Consider the following 18,687-nt stretch of genomic DNA (forward strand, 5'->3'; position numbering starts at 1 on the left):
CTACGCCGCTAGGCGGTCAGGTCCTGCAACAACGCCCTGAACCTGGCTGCCGTGGGCGTTTCGTATGCGTCGTTCCAGGCGGCGATGGTTTGCACACAGGCATGCTCGTTTTCCAGGGGAATAATGGCTACCCCTTCGCGCTGGATCTTGTAGGCGCATTCCGAATAGATCGACACGCCCATATTAGCGGCCACCAGCCCGAAGATACCGATGCTGGTGGTCGCCTCCTGAATGATGTTCGGCGTAAAGCCAAAGCGTTGGCAGAGCTGAAATGACTGTTCCCGAAACAGGCTCCAGCCGCTGGCCGCGCCGAAGATGAAGCGCTCGTCTTTGAGTTGTTCGACCCTGATGCTGGTGTTGCCAGCCAATGGGTGTCTGGCGGGAAGAATGGCCACCATTCTCTCTTGCGACACAGGCAGGGATTTGATCCCTGGCATCGACACCGGGCCCAAAAGAAATCCTACGTCGATCAGACAATCATCGATGGCTTTGTACTGTTCGTGCGACGGCATGTAGAGCAACTCTACCGTCACGTTCGGATGGAGTTCCTTGAAGCGCTCAAGGATCGCGGGCAGGGCGCCGTTGATTGCAAAATCGTTGTAGGCAACCGTGAGGTGACCAATATCACCCGCCGCTGCGCTACGCGCCAACTCGATTCCGCGCTCTATATGGCGAAATACCTGCTGGCACTCATGGAGAAACAGGCGACCGGCCTCGGTCAGCGCAACCTGTCGGGTGGTGCGCTGGAATAACTGCGCCTCCACTTCTTCTTCCAGAGCTCTAATCAAACGACTTAACGCAGGCTGGGTAATGAACAGCACGTCCGCCGCGCGCTTGAAATGAAGGTGTTCGGCCACGGCGATAAAGGCTTTCATCTGCTTGAGGTCGAAACGGATATTGATGCTCATACTGGTATCAATAATGTCAAATAATGAATTGGATGTTATTTATACCACGGATTACCGTGAGTATCAGGTCAAGGCAATTTCTAATGCCAACCTTCATTACCTAGACTGGAGAGACTCACTATGTCGCAAGAACTGATGATCATGCTTGAACGCGCGTTCGAAGAATCTACCAAGCTCTACAAGGAGCGAGGTTTTCAGCGCCGCATCGGTTTTGGTAAGCACCCGGCGCTGATCAATGTCGATTTGGCCAATGCCTGGACTCGCCCGGGCAACCCGTTCACTTGCGATAAGATCGACGACGAAATTATTCCGGGCGTCCAGCGCCTGATGAAAAAATTTCGCGCCAAGGGCTTTCCGATCGTCCACGTGACAACGTGCTACCAGAATACCGATCGCAATGATCCGAACACCGATATGGGCCAATGGCACAACAAAATTCCAGTGGATGTGGTCAACCAGAGTGACGAAAACCTTTGGGCCATCGACTCGCGTATCGCCCCGATTGAGGGTGAGTTCGTGCTGATCAAGAAGCGCGCCAGTTCGTTCAGTGGAACGTCGCTGGCAGGCTACTTGCGTTCCGCTGGCGTCGACACAATTTTGGTCACCGGTGTCACAGCGTCTGCATGTGTTCGCACGACTTTATGTGACGGCCTGGCTGAAGGTTTTCGTACCATCGCAGTTAAAGAATGTATCGGTGACCGTGTCCCGGGCGCAGTAGCCTGGAACCTGTTCGACATCGACGCAAAATTTGCCGATGTAGAAACTGTCGACACATGCCTGGATTACTTGGCGACTGCGGGCCAGAAGTAATTACGAGAACGTGACTGGGTCCTGTTTGGTTAAACAAACAGCTGACGAAGAAGGGGCCGTGTGTCTATGCGTCACGGCCCTTTTGCCATTTGTTATTTCGGCCATGGTGCGTCTATCCCTTCACCTATGTGCCAGGGCATCCTAGCCGGACTGTAATTGGGGTGGTGCTGCGCAGTACCGACTCGTTAAATCGCTCGATGCAATAACCCCTTCCATGCAGAGCCCAGTAGGGCCAGTGCTGACGTGCGCTACTGCGAATTCAAACATCTGGCATTTGAGTCGATGCCATTTCTATGCAGATAAGTTAACGACCCGTCGCCGAAACTCACATGGGCGAATACGCAATAATTATCCAAATTAGTATTTAGAGGAACTGGTTCTAGTAGTGAGGCGGTCGCCCGTTGGCGACCGCCATTCAGCGTTTTGGCTAATATTTGTCGAACTTGACGGGACCATCGTACGGCGGCATACGCTCCACCCGCAGATTTGTCGAGCCTTGGTCATGTACTTGACTTACATGCGCGGCGATTTCTTCCAGCGTGGCGAACCACACTCCGCCTTTGGCCTGCATGTATTCAATGAAGCGCACCGTCTCATGCCAGCGGGCGAGGCGGCCGCTTACGAAAGGATGCCAGACTGCAACCAGAAGCCCGCCGTATTCCCACATGGCATCGAACTCAGCCTTGTAAACGGAGATAGCCTCCTGGGGTGAACGGATCGGCATGCTGTAGTCGATGTCACTCATGTGTACGTAAGGCGGCCAATCATCCATGGCCCAATGGGTCGGCAACTCGACCAGTTGCCCAGTTTTGCCTTGCAGGATGTATGGGGTATCGTCGCCCATCAACGACGCGTCGTACTTGAAGCCTTCGACAATCAACAGGTCTGTGGTCGCGGGGGAGAAGTTGTACAGCGGGGCGCGGAAACCTCGGGGTTTCTGGCCGGTGTGGCGTTCGATGATGTCGATGGATTTACGCAACCAGAACAGCTCTTCCTCTTCGCTGATTTCGTTGACGTGCTCATGGATGTAGCCATGGTGCCCGATCTCATGACCGTCCTTGACCATCGCCTCGACCGCAGCCGGATATTGCTCGATGCACCAGGCCGGGACGAAGAATGTCTGTTTCAGACCCAGGTCCCGGTAAGACTGCAGGATACGCGGTACGCCGACTTTCGGTCCGTATTGCAGCGTTGAAATGGTGCTGACCCGCTTGTGGCTGTCTGCGGGACGATGCAAGTGCAGGAAGCTGTCGGCGTCCATGTCGAAGGTGATCGCCACGGCGCAGCGCGCACCGTCCGGCCACGCAATAGGGCTCTTGATCATGCTTGCAGGTTTGCTCATGTCGGTACCTGTTGAAAAGCTGAAAGTCGAGGCTAGGTGTTATTTGCCACCGCGCTTGAAGAATTCACCTACAGAGGCCGGAGGCCTGATTTTTCCAGCGAAGATCACCAGTGCGGCAATGGATGCGACGTAAGGCAGCACCACGAACAGCTGATAGGGCACATCCGGATGACCAAATTGCAAACGCAGTTGCAGTGCATCGGCCAGGCCGAACAACAGACAGGCAGCTAGTGCGCCCACTGGATTCCATTTACCTAGAATCAATGCGGCCAAGGCAATGAAGCCTTTGCCCGCGCTCATGTGCTCGGTGAACATGAACACTTGTGACAGCACCAGATAGCAGCCGCCCAGTCCGGCGATCACGCAAGAGCCGACAATGCTTAAGAAACGAATCCGGAACACGTTCAGCCCGGCACTATCGGCAGCTCTTGGATACTCACCGGTGGCGCGCAGGTTCAGGCCCCATGAAGTGCGGAACAGAAGCCACCAGGCAAATGGCACCATGGCGTATAGCAGATAGACCAGAAGATTCTGCTTGAACAGAATATCGCCGACCACCGGGATCGACGCCAGCCCCGGAACAGGCAATGTCGTGAAGCCCGGCAACAATGCCGAAGCACCTTGTTCGCTGAACGCCATGCGTGCAAAGAATGAGGTAATGCCAATGACTAGCATATTAATGGCGATACCCGCGACCATTTGATTGATTGCCAGGCGCACGGTCATGGTTGCCAGAAGCAGTCCGATCAAACCCGCCGCAAGTACTCCACCCAGCAAACCTCCCCACACGCTGTGCATGAAAAAAGCAGCGACAGCCGCACCAAACGCGCCGCCCAAGATGCTGCCTTCCAGTGCCAGATTGAACACCCCGGCACGTTCACACCAGATGCCACCCAATGCCGCGAAAATCAACGGGACGGCGAGGCGCAGCCCGGTGGCAAGAATATCCAGATAACTAGCGTCCATCGGTCAAACCCTCCGCTGTGTTTTTCTGGCTCGGGATGCTGGCCGCTTTCGCCAACGGGTTGTTACGCTTTTGCAGGTTCAGTTTCCAGATCAACCCGGCGGCGACAAAGATCACGATCAGCCCGCGCAATGCTTCAATCGCTGTCACATCCAGGCCGATGGCGCGTTGCATGTACTGCGCACCAGTGCTCAGGCCTGCAAGGAAAAACGCCGAAAATGTCGCCAGCAAAGGATTCAGGCTGGTCATGAAGGCAACCACGATGCCGTCGTAGCCATAGCCGGGGCTGAACAGGTGATACAACCGGTATTTGACCCCGAGTACTTCTATCGCTCCCGCCAAGCCAGCGATGGCTCCATCTGCGATCATGCTGCCGATCAGGTTGCGGTTCACGGACATGCCAGCGTAGCGCGCGGCTTGCGGGCTTTTGCCTACCGCCGTCATGGAAAAGCCGATCGTGGTGTATTTGAAGACGACAAAGGTCAGCAGGCTTAACAGCGCTGCGAACAGCACGCCAATGTGGGTGTCGGTGTCCGACAGCAAAAGGGGCAGCCATAAGTCTTCGCTGATTTCTGCTGAGTAAGGGTAGGGCGCGCCTTCCTGCATCATTGGACCGCCTGCGAAATAGCTGACGATATTGATCGCAACGTAGTTCATCAGCAGCGTCACGATGACTTCATTGATGCCGCGTTTTGCCCTTAGATACCCCGGAATCGCACCCCACAGGCCACCGCCCAGCATGCCTGCCAGCAGGCACAGCAGGCACAGCAGCACATGCAGCATCGCAGGCATCTGTGGCAGATACAGCGCGACGGCTGCCGCTGCCAGGCCACCGATATAGATCTGCCCCTCGGCACCGACAATGAGCAGCCCGCAACGCATGGGAATGATCACCGCAAGCCCGGCGAGCAGCATCGGGCACATTTTGACCAGGGTATTGGCCAGGCCGTGATAGTCGAAAAAGGCTCCCTTAAACAACGCTTGATAAGCCGCCATGGGATTTTTGCCGGCCGCTAGGATGAGCAGCGAACCCAGGGCGAAGGCTGCAAGCACCGCCCAGACCATTCGCAGGCGATGCAGCCAGCGCCAGACTTCATTCATGACAAAACCTCTTGTGAAGCCGTGCTGGTCATCAGTGAACCAATCAGGTCCGCCGTGGCGTCGGCGCGATTCAGTACACCAGTCAGATGACCAGCGCACATCACGCCAATACGATCAGAAATCGCCATGACTTCTTCCAGCTCCGTCGATATGTAAAGCACCGCTTTGCCCGCTTGCCGTTGCTCGCGCACGACCCCTTGCACTGCTTCGATAGCTCCAACATCCAAGCCTTTGCATGGCTGCATGACGATCAGCAGGTCAGGGTCGCATTCGACTTCCCGGGCAAAAATCAGTTTTTGCTGGTTGCCTCCGGAGAGGAATCGCACTTGCTGGTCAACCTAATGCATGCGCACGTCGTATCGGGAGCACCAGTCTTGGGTAATCTCCCGCGCACGTTTTGATTTGAGCAGGGCGAAACGCGAAAACGGTGAGCGTCGGTGATCGCGCAGCATGGCGTTTTCCCACAGCGTGAAATCCAGGACCAGCCCGGTACTGTGGCGATCTTTGGGAACATAGCCGACCCTGAACCGTTTCCGGCGGCTGGCGACATCGTGGCCAAGCATCGACTGGCCGCGCATGCAGACTTCCCCGGACTGCGCATGGCGCATTCCGGCGATCGTATCCGCGAGCTCCGCCTGGCCGTTGCCGTCAACGCCGACGATACCCAGCACTTCCCCCGCTCGGATCTCGAAGCTGACAGCATTCAACGCCTGAATGCCGCGATCATTATTGGCTGACAAAGCCCGGACCTTGAGCACAACCGGACCCTGTACAACCTTGGGAAGCTCGACGGGCTGGGCCAGTTCGCGGCCGACCATCAGCCGGGAAATTTCCTGTGGCGTGCTCTCACTAACCTGCGCGTGTCCGACGACATTGCCCCGGCGCAGTACCGTCACCCGATCATAAACCCGAAACACCTCATCGAGCTTGTGCGTGATGAACAGCATGGTTTTGCCCATTGAGCGCAAGTTCTCCAGAATTTGCAGAAATGCGTCGATCTCGGTAGGGGCCAGAACGCTGGTGGGTTCATCCAGAATGAGCACTTCCACGTCCCGATACAGCGCCTTGAGGATTTCCACCCGCTGATGCATGCCTATCGGCAGTTGCCAGATCAGGCGGTCAGGAGCTACATTCAGGCCGACCTGAGCGCTGAGTTCGATCAGCTTGCGACGGTGATCAGCGAGTTTCAGGCGCAGGCGGCCCGGCAAGCCAAGGATGACATTCTCCAAAACGCTCAGATTATCCACGAGCATGAAATGCTGGTGGATCATGCCAATACCTTCAGACAGGGCCTGACGGGGCGAGTCGATTGACAGCTCCCGACCATCAAGGCGAATCACGCCCGTGTCCGGTTGGTAAAAGCCGTAGAGGATGTTCATCAGTGTGGTTTTACCCGCACCATTTTCACCTAACAGCGCATGGATACTGCCTTTGCTTACTCCCAGAGTGACGTCCTCCAGGGCCGTGAAGTCCCCGAATCGCTTGCCGATTCCCTCCAGTTGTAAATAGCTCATCAGGTTTTTACCGCCACCGCTGCGACTGCTGGCTGGCATTGCGCTGCTTGATGGTCTCGATCAATGCCGCGGCATCGGTCTTGGTCTGCTCAGATACTGCTTTGCCATAGCTACCGAGGCGGAAGGCCTTGGGCGTTTCAAAGCCGTAAACATAAGACTTACCGCCTAGTGACGAACTTTGCGCCTGAGTGAGCACCGTCAGCAGCGCCCCGCGCATATCCAGCACGGCTGATTGCAGCAGGTTATCCGGCCAGTCACTCAAAGCGTCGTAGTAAATGCCGAACCTCTGTTTGTTTTCCTGACGGACTGCTTGCAGGCTGCCAAGTACAGCGTTATCCATGGTCGGGAACACCACATCGGCTTTCTGCCCAATCAGATTCAAGGCCGCTTCTTTGCCTTTGGCCAGGTCATCCCAGTCGTTGGTCCATGCACTCAGGACCTGGCCCTGTGGTCGGGCGGCCTTGAAGCCTTCGACGAAACCGTCGTTGAGGTCGGAGTACGCTTTGATTTTTTGCGCACCGACAAAACCACCCACTCCGCTCAGTGACGTTTTGCCGCCGATATAGCCAATGACATAACCCATGTCCTTCATATCGAACGCCAGCGTCGAGACATTGCCGCCGCTTTTGGTGCCGTTTACAACCAGGAACTGGGTCTTGCTGTTGCGTTTGGCAACCCGGTCCACTGAATCCTGAAACTCGCCCCCATAACCAATCACCACGTCATAGCCGCGTCGGGCATAGTCTGCCAAGGCTTGAGTCTGGTCTGGTTGCGGGACCTTTTCGCTGTAGGCCACTTCGATCTTCAGTGCGTCGCGTGCCTGAATTACACCCTCATAACCGGACTGGTTGAAGGAACGGTCAGTGATGTTGCCGGCTAGCACAATGGCAACTTTCAACGGATCCGCAGCAACTGTCCCCGCGTAGACACACGAGAAGCAGATGGTAGTTATCGCTGCAATGCGAGCGAGCAAGGTGAAGGGAGTCGTGACTCTGGATTGGGTCATACGTTCCCCTGATTATAGTGGCTTACATTAAATTCAAGTTACTTTAATAACGTGAAAGCAATGTTCATGCCTAATTCGCAGACGCGATCTATTGCCATGTAGCACCACAAATCAAAGGTCTTTCGCCAACCTAAGTTGCGCTGGTTTGATGCGTTGGGACGGAGGTTGCACTAATAGAGGACGGGGCAGGATAAATATTCAAGGTGCTTGATTAATATTGCCAGTTATGACGTTGAAGGCACGTCGAGGGCGTTGTGGTCGGATGATTTCCATCTATGCTGACATCGCCTAGAGCACCGCAAATGCAACACCTGTATGAGCTAACGGCGTTGCGAGGCGGCGTGCTGACAATACTTTGCCAACAAGGCTGCGCTCCTGGTTTTCACAGCAGAAGATGCATTTCAGATCAGAGCGGTGCATGTTGTTGGATGTTGGGCGCCGCTGTCAGCGGCGGTGTCGACGAGGCGGACGTTGCCGTGTACCGACAGCAGTTTATTAGAACGTTGCGGGCGTGTTGATCCAAAGTATACGGACGACACTCTTGGTCGAATTGCGATAGCCATGGGGTACGTTGCTGGGGAAGTGAAAGGAATCGCCAGCATTCAGCGTGTAGGTGATCTCGCCGAGAGTCAGGTCGAGGCTGCCCTCGATCACATAACCCATCTCTTCACCCGCATGCTCGATCATGTCGCTGACCATGCCAGGAGAAACGATATGGATATCGCCTTGCAGCAGCCCGCCTTTTTGCAGATGAGTGATGCGTTCCAGATCGATATAGCCTTTCGCGGTGCCTTGTGCGAAACGACTCACTTGTCGACCGCCGGCGCGCAGCACGGGCTCTTCAGACTCCCAGTCTTCAGACGTCAGCTCCGACACGTTGCTGCCGAGCGCGAGTGCCAGGCGGTGCAGCATGGCCAGTGAAGGCGATGCTGCGTCGTTTTCCAGCTTGGAGATCAGGCTTTCGGAGCACTTGGCAGCCTGGGCAACTTGCTTGAGAGTCAGGCCTGCCACCTTGCGCGCATGGCGAAGACGAACGCTCAAGCTCGGCAGGCCATCGGAATGCTGGGATTTGGCTACTGGCGTTTTGCTGGGTGTGGACATGCATCCCTCGAAAAGTTTGTACGAAGTGAGCGACAGGCATCCTAGGGTTACGGAGGCCTGTCGTCTACTGGGATATTGACGATTAGCCGTGAACCGAGAAGGTAACTTCCACCGGGTTAAGGTCATTGATAGGCACGATGTCCTGAGGGCAGGCGGACATCACCACGATAACGTCCATGTCTGCACGGATTTCAACGTAGTCCCCTGCTTTGGATACCGGCGGCAACCATTCAACAGTGTAATCAGGCTTGACCGGAATATTCATCCACAGATTGAAAGGCTGCGGAACTTCATGGGAGCGCAGACCGATAGCCTGCAAGGCCAGACGCATGTTATCCGCGCAGCTGTCGTGATAACCCTCTACTCCCAGGTTGGTGTAGCGGTGCAGATCACACGCAGCCATCAAGGTGTCGTGAATGCCCGGTGAGGTGTCGGTCAGCAGGGTGCCGATCGTGCGGCGACGGTTACTGAACAGCGTGTCGCCAGCTTTGGGAATGATGCTGTTGCAATGCGCGCGAGCATGTTCCATCGACAGGAATTCGCTCATGTCTTCGCTGTTGAACAACCAGGTGTCACATACCTGGGTGCCGTGAGTGTTGACGATTTTGATGACCTGGCCAGCTTTCAGGCGGACGGCGCGGCCACAACGGGCAGGCACTGTGTAGCTTTCGCCCAGGACTGGAGTGCCATCGGCCGAGATCGGTTCTTTCAACGTGGCGTTGATGCCCAGCGAGGAGCCGTTGTCGGGCTGGCAGCAGGCTGGATAGTCATGGCTATGTGTGATGTTGGTCATATGAGTTCCTATGGGTTCAGGGTTGTTCTGCAAGTGCAACCAAGCTCCAGGCCAATGCCTGGGCGCCTGCTTTCAATTGCGCGGGATCTGTGAATTCCTTCGGGTTGTGGCTTATGCCGTCCCGGCTGGGTACAAAAAGCATTGCTGTAGGACAGTGCCCGGCCAAATACATGGCGTCGTGGAAAGCGCCAGAACGTATCGATTGCCAGGCCAGTCCTGTGGCGTCGCAGGCGTTCTCCAACACATTGATGACCTGATGATCGAACGCGGTCGGGCTGTGGCTGAACAGGCTGGTCAGTTCGGCGTCGGCAGGCAGGCAGGCACTCAGGGCGTTATCGAAGGAGTCGAGAACCGCTGGATCGGCGTGGCGGAAGTCGATGCTGAAGGTTGCTTCGCCGGCAATCGTATTGATTGCATTGGGCGAGACGCTCCAGCGGCCGAATGTCAGGCGCTTGTCGTCACCGGCGAGTTGTTCGGCCAGTGCGTCAATGCGGCCCAGGGATTCCATGGCGAGCAACAACGCATCGCGCCGCATGTGAGTCGGCGTGGTTCCTGCATGTGCCGAAGCACCTTTGCAGCGCACTTGATACCAGCGCACGCCCTGAATACCGGAAACCACTCCTAGCGGGACATTGGCTTGCTCCAATACCGGGCCTTGCTCAATGTGCAACTCGACAAAGGCGTGTGTGGCGATTTTTTCGCGCAGTGGCAGGTCGGCAAAGCGCAGGGCGTGAGCGTCCAGTGCCTCTCCGACCGAGATACCCGCAACGTCAAGGTTGTTTCGATAGGTCTGCAGCCGTGCCGGGTCCACGTAGGCGCTGGAGCCCATCGCTCCCGGACTGAAGCGGCTGCCTTCTTCGTTGGTCCAGACCACCACTTCGATTGGGCGGCGGGTGCTGACGTTGAGTTCTGCCAACGCATACAGGCATTCAAGCCCGGCCATTACCCCGTAACAGCCGTCAAGCTTGCCGCCTGTGGGTTGGGTGTCGACGTGGCTGCCGGTCATCACTGGCGGTAAGTCCTCACGGCCTTCGCGGCGGATGAACAGGTTGGCACCGGCGTCGGTCCACACTTTGCAGTCAAGTTTTCGGGCTTCGTCAATCAGCCAGGCGCGGGCCTGGAGGTCTTCTTCGGACAACGCCTGCCGGTTCATTCCGCCATCGATGCCGGGCCCGAAGGTTGCCAGGGTCTCCAACAAACGCTGCAATCGTTCCGATGAAACGGCTTGCATCACTTGATCGGCAATCATGGGGTCACCTGCACGCGTGGAGTGAGGCTGCGGTCAAACCAGGGGCTGAGAAACTGCTGTAAGCGTTCCGTCTTTGGTGCCTGGAACAGTGCCTGCGGAGTACCGGTTTCAATTATTTTTCCTGCTTCCATAAACACCACCTGACTGGAAATCTGTGCGGCGAAACTCATTTCATGGGTCACCATCACCATGGTCATGCCATCGTTCGCAAGGCTGCGAATGACTTGCAGCACTTCCTCGACGAGTTCCGGGTCCAGCGCCGAGGTCGGTTCGTCGAGTAGCATCAGCCGCGGTTTTACTGCCAGGGCCCGGGCAATGCCGACGCGTTGCTGTTGTCCGCCGGAGAGGCGAGCCGGGTACGCATCCGCCTTGGCGCTCAAGCCGACCCGTGCCAATGCCTGATCAGCCAGGCTGCGGGCCTGCTCCTTGGCGATTTTCTTGCCGAGTACCAGGGGCGCCATGACGTTCTCGCGCACGGTCATGTGGGGCCACAAATTGAATTGCTGGAACACCATGGACAGTGGGTTGCGCACCTCATCGATCTTGGCTTTGCTGTCGCGGTCGGTTTCACGCCTGCCCGAGCCGCTGTAGCCCAGCAGTTGACCATCGATCCAGATCTCACCTTCGTCATAGCGTTCAAGGAAGTTCATGCAGCGCAGGGCGGTGGTTTTTCCGGAGCCTGAAGGTCCGATCAGCGATACGATTTCTCCGGCCTGCACGCGCAGGTCAAACCCACTGAGCACGCGGTTCGAGCCATAGGATTTACCAACACCACGCAAGTTAAGAAGCGGTAGGGTAGTCATCTGTTCAGCCTCGTAGATGGCGTGTCATGCGCCGCCCCAGTGCGCTGGCGACAGCGGCGACCGTTGAGGTCAGCAGCCAGTAGCTCAACACCAGCAGGGCGTACGGCAATACGTAGGAAAAGGTGGTGGATACGATGCGTCCGGCTGTCATGGTCAGTTCTGGCACAGTAATAATCGAAGTGACGGCGCTTTCCTTGATGGTCAGGATCACCTGATTGCCCAGTAGCGGGAGGGCGAATGCCAGCGCTTGCGGCGCTTGTATGTGCCAGAACACACGGCTGCGTGAAATACCATGCACCCGCGCCGCTTCCACTTGACCGTTGGGCACGCTTGCCCAGGCAGAACGGAACAGTTCGGCAAAGTAAGCAGCACTGTATATGGCCAGCGACAGGATGCTTGCCTCAACGGCTTCCAGCCGCAGACCGATGACGGGCAGCCCGAAATAAATAATCGCGAGTTGGGCGAGAAAAGGTGTCCCGCGGATCAGCCACACGTAAACGCGATAGATCGCTAGAAATCCTGGGACCGCCATGCGCAAGGCGTTGAGCCCAAATCCCAGCAGTAAGCCCATCGCAGCGGCAGTAAGGCTAATACCTAGCGTGACCAGCAGTGCATTGGCAAAATCTGGCAGATAACTCAATAATTCTTGCATCACTTGAGCTCCTTCCAGCGACGTTCCAGCAGGCTGCCGAGCACGCTCAACAGGCTTGTCAGCGCGAGATAAAACAAGCCCGCCACCAGATACACCTCAAGCGGGCGGTAAGTCTGTGAAACCAGTTGCTGGCTGACGCGCATCAAATCAGTGATGGAGATGACCGAAACCACCGCTGAAACCTTGATCACATCGATCAACTCGGAGATCAGCGCGGGTGAGGTGAGGCGCAACACCTGTGGCAGTTGGATATGAAACAGCGTTTTGTATTTGCCGATGGCAAACACGGCCGCCGCTTCCATCTGTCCCTTGGGGATTGCGGCGAAACCGCTGCTCAATATCTGCGACTGATAAGCCGCCGTATTCAGTGCAAGTGCCGTAGCAGCAGCCACCATTGGTGGCACATCCAGACCCAGGGCCGATGGGAGATAAAACAGAAGCAGCAGCTGCGCCAGCATTGGCGTACCGCGAAAGAAACTGACATACACCCTGGTGAATGCTCTGCCGGCACGGCTGCGACCATTGGCAATTAGATGAATTACTACGCCGAGAATGAAACCCAGCAGCATGCCGATGGCGCACAACCACAATGTGGTTATTGCACCGTCGATCAAGGCAGGCCAATAGAGCGCGAGACGGCTGCTGAAATCATTCATCATCAGCGGCTCAGATGCTCGGTACTGGCATGGCATCGGCAGGCAAGTCCATGGTGAAACCGAACCACTTATCCTGCAGCGTCTTTAAGGTGCCATCTTTCGCTGCGCGGGCAATGCCCTCGCTAAATAGCTTCACCAGGCTTGCGCTGTCAGCATCCTTGCGACCGACCCAGCCGAAATACGTCACTGGACCCGCCATCTCCGGCAGCGTTGTGAAAAGCCCCGGACGGGCTTTCATCAACGGGCCTAAGTTGGAAAGCGACTGTGCCACGCCATCGAGACGACCATTGGCCAAATCCGCATAAGCCTCATCGAAGCTCACATACTCTTTGATCTGCTTGAGGCCCGGTTGGCCCTGAGCTTTGAGCTTGGTATCCAGTGCTTGTAGCACTGCCAACTGCCCGGAACCTACTTGAGAGCCAATCACCCGGCCGTTCAAGTCAGTCAACGCCTTGATATTGGTGTCGTCGGCGCGCTTGAGCAGTGCAACGGTGGACTCGGCAATAGGGGCGGTAAAAGCGAATTGCTCGAAACGCGCCTTATTGACTGTCACCGATGTCACAACGAAGTCGAATTTGCGGGTATCCAGGCCAGGCAAAATCCCTTGAAACGGTAGATCGAGCTGGCGCACCTTGACGCCGGGCAAGTCAGCATCCAGTACGTAATGCATCAGGTCTGCGCCATAGCCGACAATCTTGCCATTCTCGACCGATTCGAACGGCGCAAAACGCGCCTCGGTGGCAACGACTATCTCGTTTTTCTGCTTGATGCGCTGCAGCAAATCGTCTGCGTGCGCTAGAGAAATACTGCACAGCGTGACGAGCGACAGCGACAGCGCCTTTAGAGTGAAACGCGTCATTGGTATTCCCCTTGAAGTACTTAAATTTATATTCAAGTAGCTTGAATAATATTACAAAAGCATGATTCGTGCCAGGAGTTAGCTCGAGGGAATTGGGGCGTAGGACAGGATAGAAAGACGGGGAAGTGCGCTAATTGCGTGCGATAGCCGGTGGTGCGCATTGATGTGGTGCGTGGTGTGTGAATGGTATCTGTAGTGCTTGGATGTGCCGGCGCTGCTCGGTTGCTTGTTCGTGGGGCGGGGGGGGAGAAACGCAGTGCTTACATATGCCCTAACGAGTAACTATTCAGAGCTCGAAAGCAGTCGGTCACGAATGGCAGCTTTGGTCAGCTTGACCGCCTTGGCACGCTTTGCAGGGGTGGCGAGAGCCGGAAGTTTGAACTCTGAGACGGCAGGCTACGATTGCGAGGCATTCGATTGAAACCGAACGCATGATCATTGACCTACAATAATTAGCACGGAACGGCCGCAATTGGCCGATTTCTGGCTTTAGTCAACTGCTTTACGTAGAGCCGCTGCAACGGTAATGGGCAATGCTACATCTGGCTGGGATCAGTTGACCACTACATAGCGACTGGGTTCCGGCTCCGAGGTTTTGACGTTACCAAGACGTATCAGGTGCTCGCGAACGTCAAGCTGGTCCAAAGTAATCTAGTCGGGCCATTCAGAGAGTCGCTGAGCATCGTAATTCCCAACTTGAAATAATGAGTACATAATTAAGTCCATCAGCAGTATGCTGAGCTACAGAAAGCTGAAGCTTTCAATGATTTAGAGGATGAGTTATGATCCCGTCCGCTGCGCCATATCTGCCTCAAGGCCCACTGAACGCCTTGAAGCACAAGGAAAGCCACTGGCTCACCTTGATCCGATAGCAAAGACCCTGGTCGAAAGGCCGGGGTTTTTTGTGTCTGGGGTTTGAAAAAACCTCATCTTCTTCGCTGCCAACAGCGCTCATTATCGGCAAACGGCCGACAGATCATTTCGATTCTGTCGGCCGTTTTTGCGTTCTTGTGTCAAAAAATTTCAATGTGGTTATTTGCCGCAGGCGCAGAAACCTTTAAAGTTAACCCTTCGGTCAACTTTGCACTGTCATCATGGCCTTTTGATTCGTCGAGAAAGGTTTCTGCAAGTCTCCAGATTCGGTGTACTTAACCATAAGGGCGGATTTATAACCGCTCAGAGGATGATCCATGTCCAACCGTGAATTAACCCGGCGCTCGTTCCTCCAGGGCGGGCTGGTGGCGGGTGTGAGTGTCACGCTCACGCCGCTCAGCACCCAGGCGCTGGCTGCCTTGATGGAAAACAGCGTGACCGTGCCGTCTGAAAAGTGGCTTGGTCATAACGGCAAGGCGCGCCAGCGTAACGATGCCTTGTCGAAAGTCTGCGGCAGCAAGGTGTTTGCCCGCGACATCCGTTCCAAGGACATGCCTGGCTGGCCCCAGCAGCAAGGTCACGCCATGTTGCTCAAAACCATCAAGGCCGACCACATCTACGCGGGCTACGACCTGTCGTGGCTTGGCGCCGAGCTGCAGCCGGACCGTATCGTCACCGCTGCCGACCTGGACAAAGACGGTATCGTCTTCCCGGAAGAACATGCGCCGGACCCGTTGTTGCCCGAGGGCAAAGTGCCGATGTTCATCGGTCACCCGGTGGCGATCCTGATCTGGAACGACTTCGAGCGTTTCCGTCAGGCCAAGAACAAGCTCAAGTTCAATGACAAGGCGATTCGTTACGGCGCCAAAGTGCCGTATTACGAAGGTGACCCCTACGGTAGCTTCCGCTACGTGCGCGTGGGTGGCCAGACCTCGGCCGACGAAGACGAATTCGCCAGCCTCAAGGATTCGATCCTGTTCCCGATGCTGAAAAACCGTCGCCCAGTGTGGAATTCCCAGCCAAACCTGCACGGCAACCTGACCGAGCGCGGGCTGTTCTACGCCGAGCGCATGAAGAGCCAGATCAACACGCCACCGGACAACTGGCTAGTGTTTGACGAGCGCTACAAAACCCCATCGATCGAACCGGCCGCCATGGAGCCGGACAACGGCAACGGTTGGTACGATCCAGCAACCAAAACCCTGCACTTTGTGGTCGCCACCCAGTGCCCACTGGAAGTTGCGACCGAGACCGCCAAGATGATCTCGCCGTCGCGCTTCGGCCTGGCTCATCTGAACATGCACCCGGGTTACACCGTGGGTTACGGTTCCAAAGATCACAACATTTTCGTCTACTACGCCGCCCTCGCTGCGTTGTATGGCGCTGGTGTGCCGGTGCGCCTGGCCAACGACCGTTACGAGCAATTCCAGAGCGGCATCAAGCGTCACCCATTCGATATCCGCTATCAGTTGGCGGTCGACAAGAACGACCACAGCTTCAAAATCTTCCTCGCCGACATGAGCGTCGACGGCGGTGGCCGTATCAACTACAGCCCATCGGTGGCTGCGGTCGGCGCCACGGCGGCGCAGTCGATCTACTACATGCCGCAGAACGACCTGCAAGTCACCGCGTACCATTCCCGTGGCGTTGAAGCCGGTTCGATGCGGGGCTACGGCACCCTGCAAAGCATGGCGGCGACCGAAATGATGGTCGACGAAATCGCCGGCCGCCTTGGTGTGGATGCCATCGAGCTGCGGCGCAAGAACGCATTGCGTTCGGGCATGAAGAACACCCAGGGCGCGATCCCTGCCGGTGCGTTGCGGCTGCACGAAATTCTCGACAAGGCCGCTGTGCACGACGTGTGGAAAAACCGTGACGCGATCAAGCAACAACGCGAAGCCGCAGACCCGGATAACTGGTATGGCGTCGGTTTTGCCATCTGCCAGAAAGACTTCGGCACCGGTTCCGAAGCGCCGATGGCCAGTGTTGAATTCAGCGCTGACGGTCGCATCAGCCTGCGCCACATCGGAATCGAAATCGGCACCGGCATGTCCACTTCGCAGTCGCTGGTGGTTGCCGACTTCCTCGGCAGCCCGGCCCACGAAGTGAAGACCGGCGAAACACAATGGCAGGAAATGCAACTGGTCACCGGCGGCAACCCTTACACCATGAGCCAGGCCGAGCAGGACAACCTGCTGCGTAACCCGCGTTGGGTGGGCAAGCTCGCGTCGGCGTCTTCGGCGACCAACTCGGCGTACTACTTCAGCCACGCCACCCGTGAAGCGGCGCGCGTGCTGTTCAACCACGGCTTGTGGCCGGCAGCGCTGGAGATCTGGCGCCAGGGCCCGTTCGGCGGCCAGGCCAACCCCTATGTGGTGCGCCGCGAAGACGCGCACTGGGTCGATGGCAAACTCACCGCCAACGGTATGCAGCCGCTGAGCTTTGAAGAACTGGCCAAGCGCGCTCATGAGCGCGGCCTGGTCACCGCTGCCACGGTCCACGGGTTCAACCGCTGGAGCTGGGCCGAGGCTGAGTACAGCATCGACGGTGTGCGCGAGCGCCTGCCGCTCGACGGTCTGGCGGTGAAATACGGCGATGGCGCACCGAAAGCCAAGCAGGCGCTGATGAGCACTGCCGGTTTCCACCTGCTCGATCGCCAGAACGTCAGCTATCCCGCCACACAGTTGAATAACGCTGCGGTGACGTACTACAGCCCCGTCGCCACGTTGGTCGAGTTGAAGGTCAACAAGGGTTCGGCGCAGGTCGAAGTGCTCAATCACCATTCATGGGTCGAGTGCGGGCGTGTGCTGGTTGAAGAGTTGGTCAAGGGCCAACTCGAAGGTGGAGTGGCCATGGGCATCGGTCACGCCTTGATGGAAGAAATGCCGTTGTACGAAGGCGGGCCGGGGGAGGGTGACTGGAACTTCAACCGCTACCGTCTGCCGATGGCGCGTCACGTTGCCGTGTGGGAACAGACCTCGGAGATTCTGCCGGCGCTGTCGCCAAGCGACCCGTCCAAAGGTATCGCTGAAGTGGTGATGATCCCGATTGTCGGGGCCATCGGTAATGCGGTGGCACACGCCATCGGTAAACGTGTTCGCGACCTGCCAATCACGGCTGCACGCATCAAGGAGGCCCTCAATGGCTAACCGTCCGCTTCAACTGACCCTCAATGGTCAACCCGTCGGCCCGGTGGACATCCCTGATGACCTGCCGATGATCGACTACCTGCACGAATACAAAAACCTCACGGGCTCGCGGCTGGGCTGCGGCCAAGGCATTTGCCACGCCTGTGTGGTGATCGTCGACAACCCGGACGGCACCAGCGAAGAAGTGCGCACCTGCATCACCGGCGCGCATTACTTCGAAGGCAAGCAAGTGCGCACTATCGAAGGCCACGCCAAGCGCGATGAGTCGGGCCAGGTCACTGAGCTCAACCCGATCCAGCAGCGCTTCGTGGATGAGTTCGCCTTTCAGTGCAGCTATTGCGCGCCGGGCTTCGTTAACGCGGCGACCGTGTTGGTGGAGAAACTGCAACGCCAGCCGACCGTGCACAGCAAGCTGGAACAAGTCATCGAGGACAGCCTCGGTCATCACGTCTGCCGTTGTACCGGGTACGTGCGTTATTACAACGCCACCCGCAACGTGCTGACCGATCTCGGCCTGGTCAAGGAGGGTTAAGCATGAAGCTTTTTCTGACCCGCCTGGCCTTGGCGGTCGGCCTGGCCGCGCCGGTATTGTTTGCCCACGCTGATGATCAAGCCAAGCGCGGCGAATACCTCGCCCGCGCCGCTGACTGCATGGCCTGCCACACTGCACCGGGCGGCGCGCCGTTTGCCGGCGGCCTGCCGATTGTCTCGCCGTTTGGCACCATCTATGGCACCAATATCACGCCAAGCAAAGAACACGGCATCGGCTTGTACAGCGATGATAAGAGTAAGTTGTATAGTGTGGACGCATAAGCTATTGAGTTCTATCTATGGACATTGTTAAGCGTCCCAGGGGCGTTGAATGGCGACGCTAGAGCGCATTCATTTCGTGCCCCATTACCTCGTG

17 protein-coding genes and 1 pseudogene are annotated in these 18,687 nt (G+C 56.9%); 4 read left to right on the top strand and 14 right to left on the bottom strand.

All coding sequences use genetic code 11. The features are described 5' to 3' along the window. Window positions 1-8 precede the first annotated feature (8 nt). Window positions 9-908, bottom strand: a complete 900-nt coding sequence (locus tag HBO10_RS28655) for a LysR family transcriptional regulator (protein ID WP_010565167.1) — start codon at window positions 906-908, stop codon at window positions 9-11. A gap of 120 nt (window positions 909-1,028) precedes the next feature. Between HBO10_RS28655 and HBO10_RS28660 the strand changes: the two genes are divergently transcribed. Next, window positions 1,029-1,718, top strand: a complete 690-nt coding sequence (locus HBO10_RS28660) for an isochorismatase family protein (RefSeq protein ID WP_010565168.1) — start codon at window positions 1,029-1,031, stop codon at window positions 1,716-1,718. 427 nt (window positions 1,719-2,145) lie between these two features. On the opposite strand, the gene HBO10_RS28665 is transcribed toward HBO10_RS28660, so the two are convergent. From HBO10_RS28665 to HBO10_RS28725, 13 genes are all read right to left on the bottom strand, one after another. Beyond that, window positions 2,146-3,060 carry a polysaccharide deacetylase gene (locus HBO10_RS28665; RefSeq protein WP_230633867.1) on the bottom strand — a complete coding sequence of 305 codons (915 nt, stop codon included), beginning with the start codon at window positions 3,058-3,060 and terminating at the stop codon, window positions 2,146-2,148. A 39-nt stretch (window positions 3,061-3,099) separates the two neighbouring features. Then, a complete protein-coding gene (locus HBO10_RS28670; RefSeq protein ID WP_010565170.1) occupies window positions 3,100-4,026 on the bottom strand; it encodes an ABC transporter permease in 927 nt (308 codons plus the stop codon). Then, window positions 4,016-5,125 carry an ABC transporter permease gene (locus HBO10_RS28675; RefSeq protein WP_010565171.1) on the bottom strand — a complete coding sequence of 370 codons (1,110 nt, stop codon included), beginning with the start codon at window positions 5,123-5,125 and terminating at the stop codon, window positions 4,016-4,018. Before HBO10_RS28675 ends, HBO10_RS28670 begins: the two co-directional genes overlap by 11 nt. Then, on the bottom strand, window positions 5,122-5,451 hold the full coding sequence (locus HBO10_RS28680) for an ABC transporter-like protein (RefSeq protein ID WP_010565172.1): 330 nt from the start codon (window positions 5,449-5,451) through the stop codon (window positions 5,122-5,124). Before HBO10_RS28680 ends, HBO10_RS28675 begins: the two co-directional genes overlap by 4 nt. 12 nt (window positions 5,452-5,463) lie before the next feature. Further along, window positions 5,464-6,678, bottom strand: a complete 1,215-nt coding sequence (locus HBO10_RS28685) for an ABC transporter ATP-binding protein (protein WP_052199995.1) — start codon at window positions 6,676-6,678, stop codon at window positions 5,464-5,466. After that, window positions 6,647-7,645, bottom strand: a complete 999-nt coding sequence (locus HBO10_RS28690) for a BMP family protein (protein WP_161793219.1) — start codon at window positions 7,643-7,645, stop codon at window positions 6,647-6,649. Before HBO10_RS28690 ends, HBO10_RS28685 begins: the two co-directional genes overlap by 32 nt. Before the next feature lie 495 nt (window positions 7,646-8,140). Then, entirely contained in the window at window positions 8,141-8,746 is a 606-nt protein-coding gene (locus HBO10_RS28695) for a cupin domain-containing protein (protein WP_010565175.1), read from the bottom strand. An 82-nt stretch (window positions 8,747-8,828) separates the two neighbouring features. Next, window positions 8,829-9,539: an urea carboxylase-associated family protein gene (locus HBO10_RS28700; RefSeq protein WP_010565176.1), complete on the bottom strand. Its 711-nt coding sequence runs from the start codon at window positions 9,537-9,539 to the stop codon at window positions 8,829-8,831. A gap of 16 nt (window positions 9,540-9,555) precedes the next feature. Continuing rightward, entirely contained in the window at window positions 9,556-10,788 is a 1,233-nt protein-coding gene (locus HBO10_RS28705; protein WP_010565177.1) for a M20 family metallo-hydrolase, read from the bottom strand. Beyond that, entirely contained in the window at window positions 10,785-11,591 is an 807-nt protein-coding gene (locus HBO10_RS28710) for an amino acid ABC transporter ATP-binding protein (protein ID WP_034128258.1), read from the bottom strand. Before HBO10_RS28710 ends, HBO10_RS28705 begins: the two co-directional genes overlap by 4 nt. A 4-nt stretch (window positions 11,592-11,595) precedes the next feature. Further along, window positions 11,596-12,243: an amino acid ABC transporter permease gene (locus HBO10_RS28715; RefSeq protein ID WP_010565179.1), complete on the bottom strand. Its 648-nt coding sequence runs from the start codon at window positions 12,241-12,243 to the stop codon at window positions 11,596-11,598. Further along, window positions 12,243-12,902 carry an amino acid ABC transporter permease gene (locus tag HBO10_RS28720; RefSeq protein WP_010565180.1) on the bottom strand — a complete coding sequence of 220 codons (660 nt, stop codon included), beginning with the start codon at window positions 12,900-12,902 and terminating at the stop codon, window positions 12,243-12,245. Before HBO10_RS28720 ends, HBO10_RS28715 begins: the two co-directional genes overlap by 1 nt. 7 nt (window positions 12,903-12,909) lie before the next feature. Further along, on the bottom strand, window positions 12,910-13,758 hold the full coding sequence (locus HBO10_RS28725) for a transporter substrate-binding domain-containing protein (protein ID WP_034128257.1): 849 nt from the start codon (window positions 13,756-13,758) through the stop codon (window positions 12,910-12,912). A 1,190-nt stretch (window positions 13,759-14,948) separates the two neighbouring features. On the opposite strand from HBO10_RS28725, the gene HBO10_RS28730 reads away from it, so the two are divergent. From HBO10_RS28730 to HBO10_RS28740, 3 genes and pseudogenes are all read left to right on the top strand, one after another. After that, entirely contained in the window at window positions 14,949-17,780 is a 2,832-nt protein-coding gene (locus HBO10_RS28730; RefSeq protein WP_034128256.1) for a xanthine dehydrogenase family protein molybdopterin-binding subunit, read from the top strand. Next, entirely contained in the window at window positions 17,773-18,312 is a 540-nt protein-coding gene (locus HBO10_RS28735; RefSeq protein WP_034128255.1) for a (2Fe-2S)-binding protein, read from the top strand. The genes HBO10_RS28730 and HBO10_RS28735 overlap by 8 nt, the downstream gene beginning before the upstream one ends. A 2-nt stretch (window positions 18,313-18,314) precedes the next feature. After that, a pseudogene (locus tag HBO10_RS28740) lies at window positions 18,315-18,557 on the top strand (cytochrome c); the annotation flags it as partial. Window positions 18,558-18,687 lie beyond the last annotated feature (130 nt).

Source organism: Pseudomonas sp. WS 5503, assembly GCF_012985385.1.
Taxonomy (GTDB): domain Bacteria; phylum Pseudomonadota; class Gammaproteobacteria; order Pseudomonadales; family Pseudomonadaceae; genus Aquipseudomonas; species Aquipseudomonas paracarnis.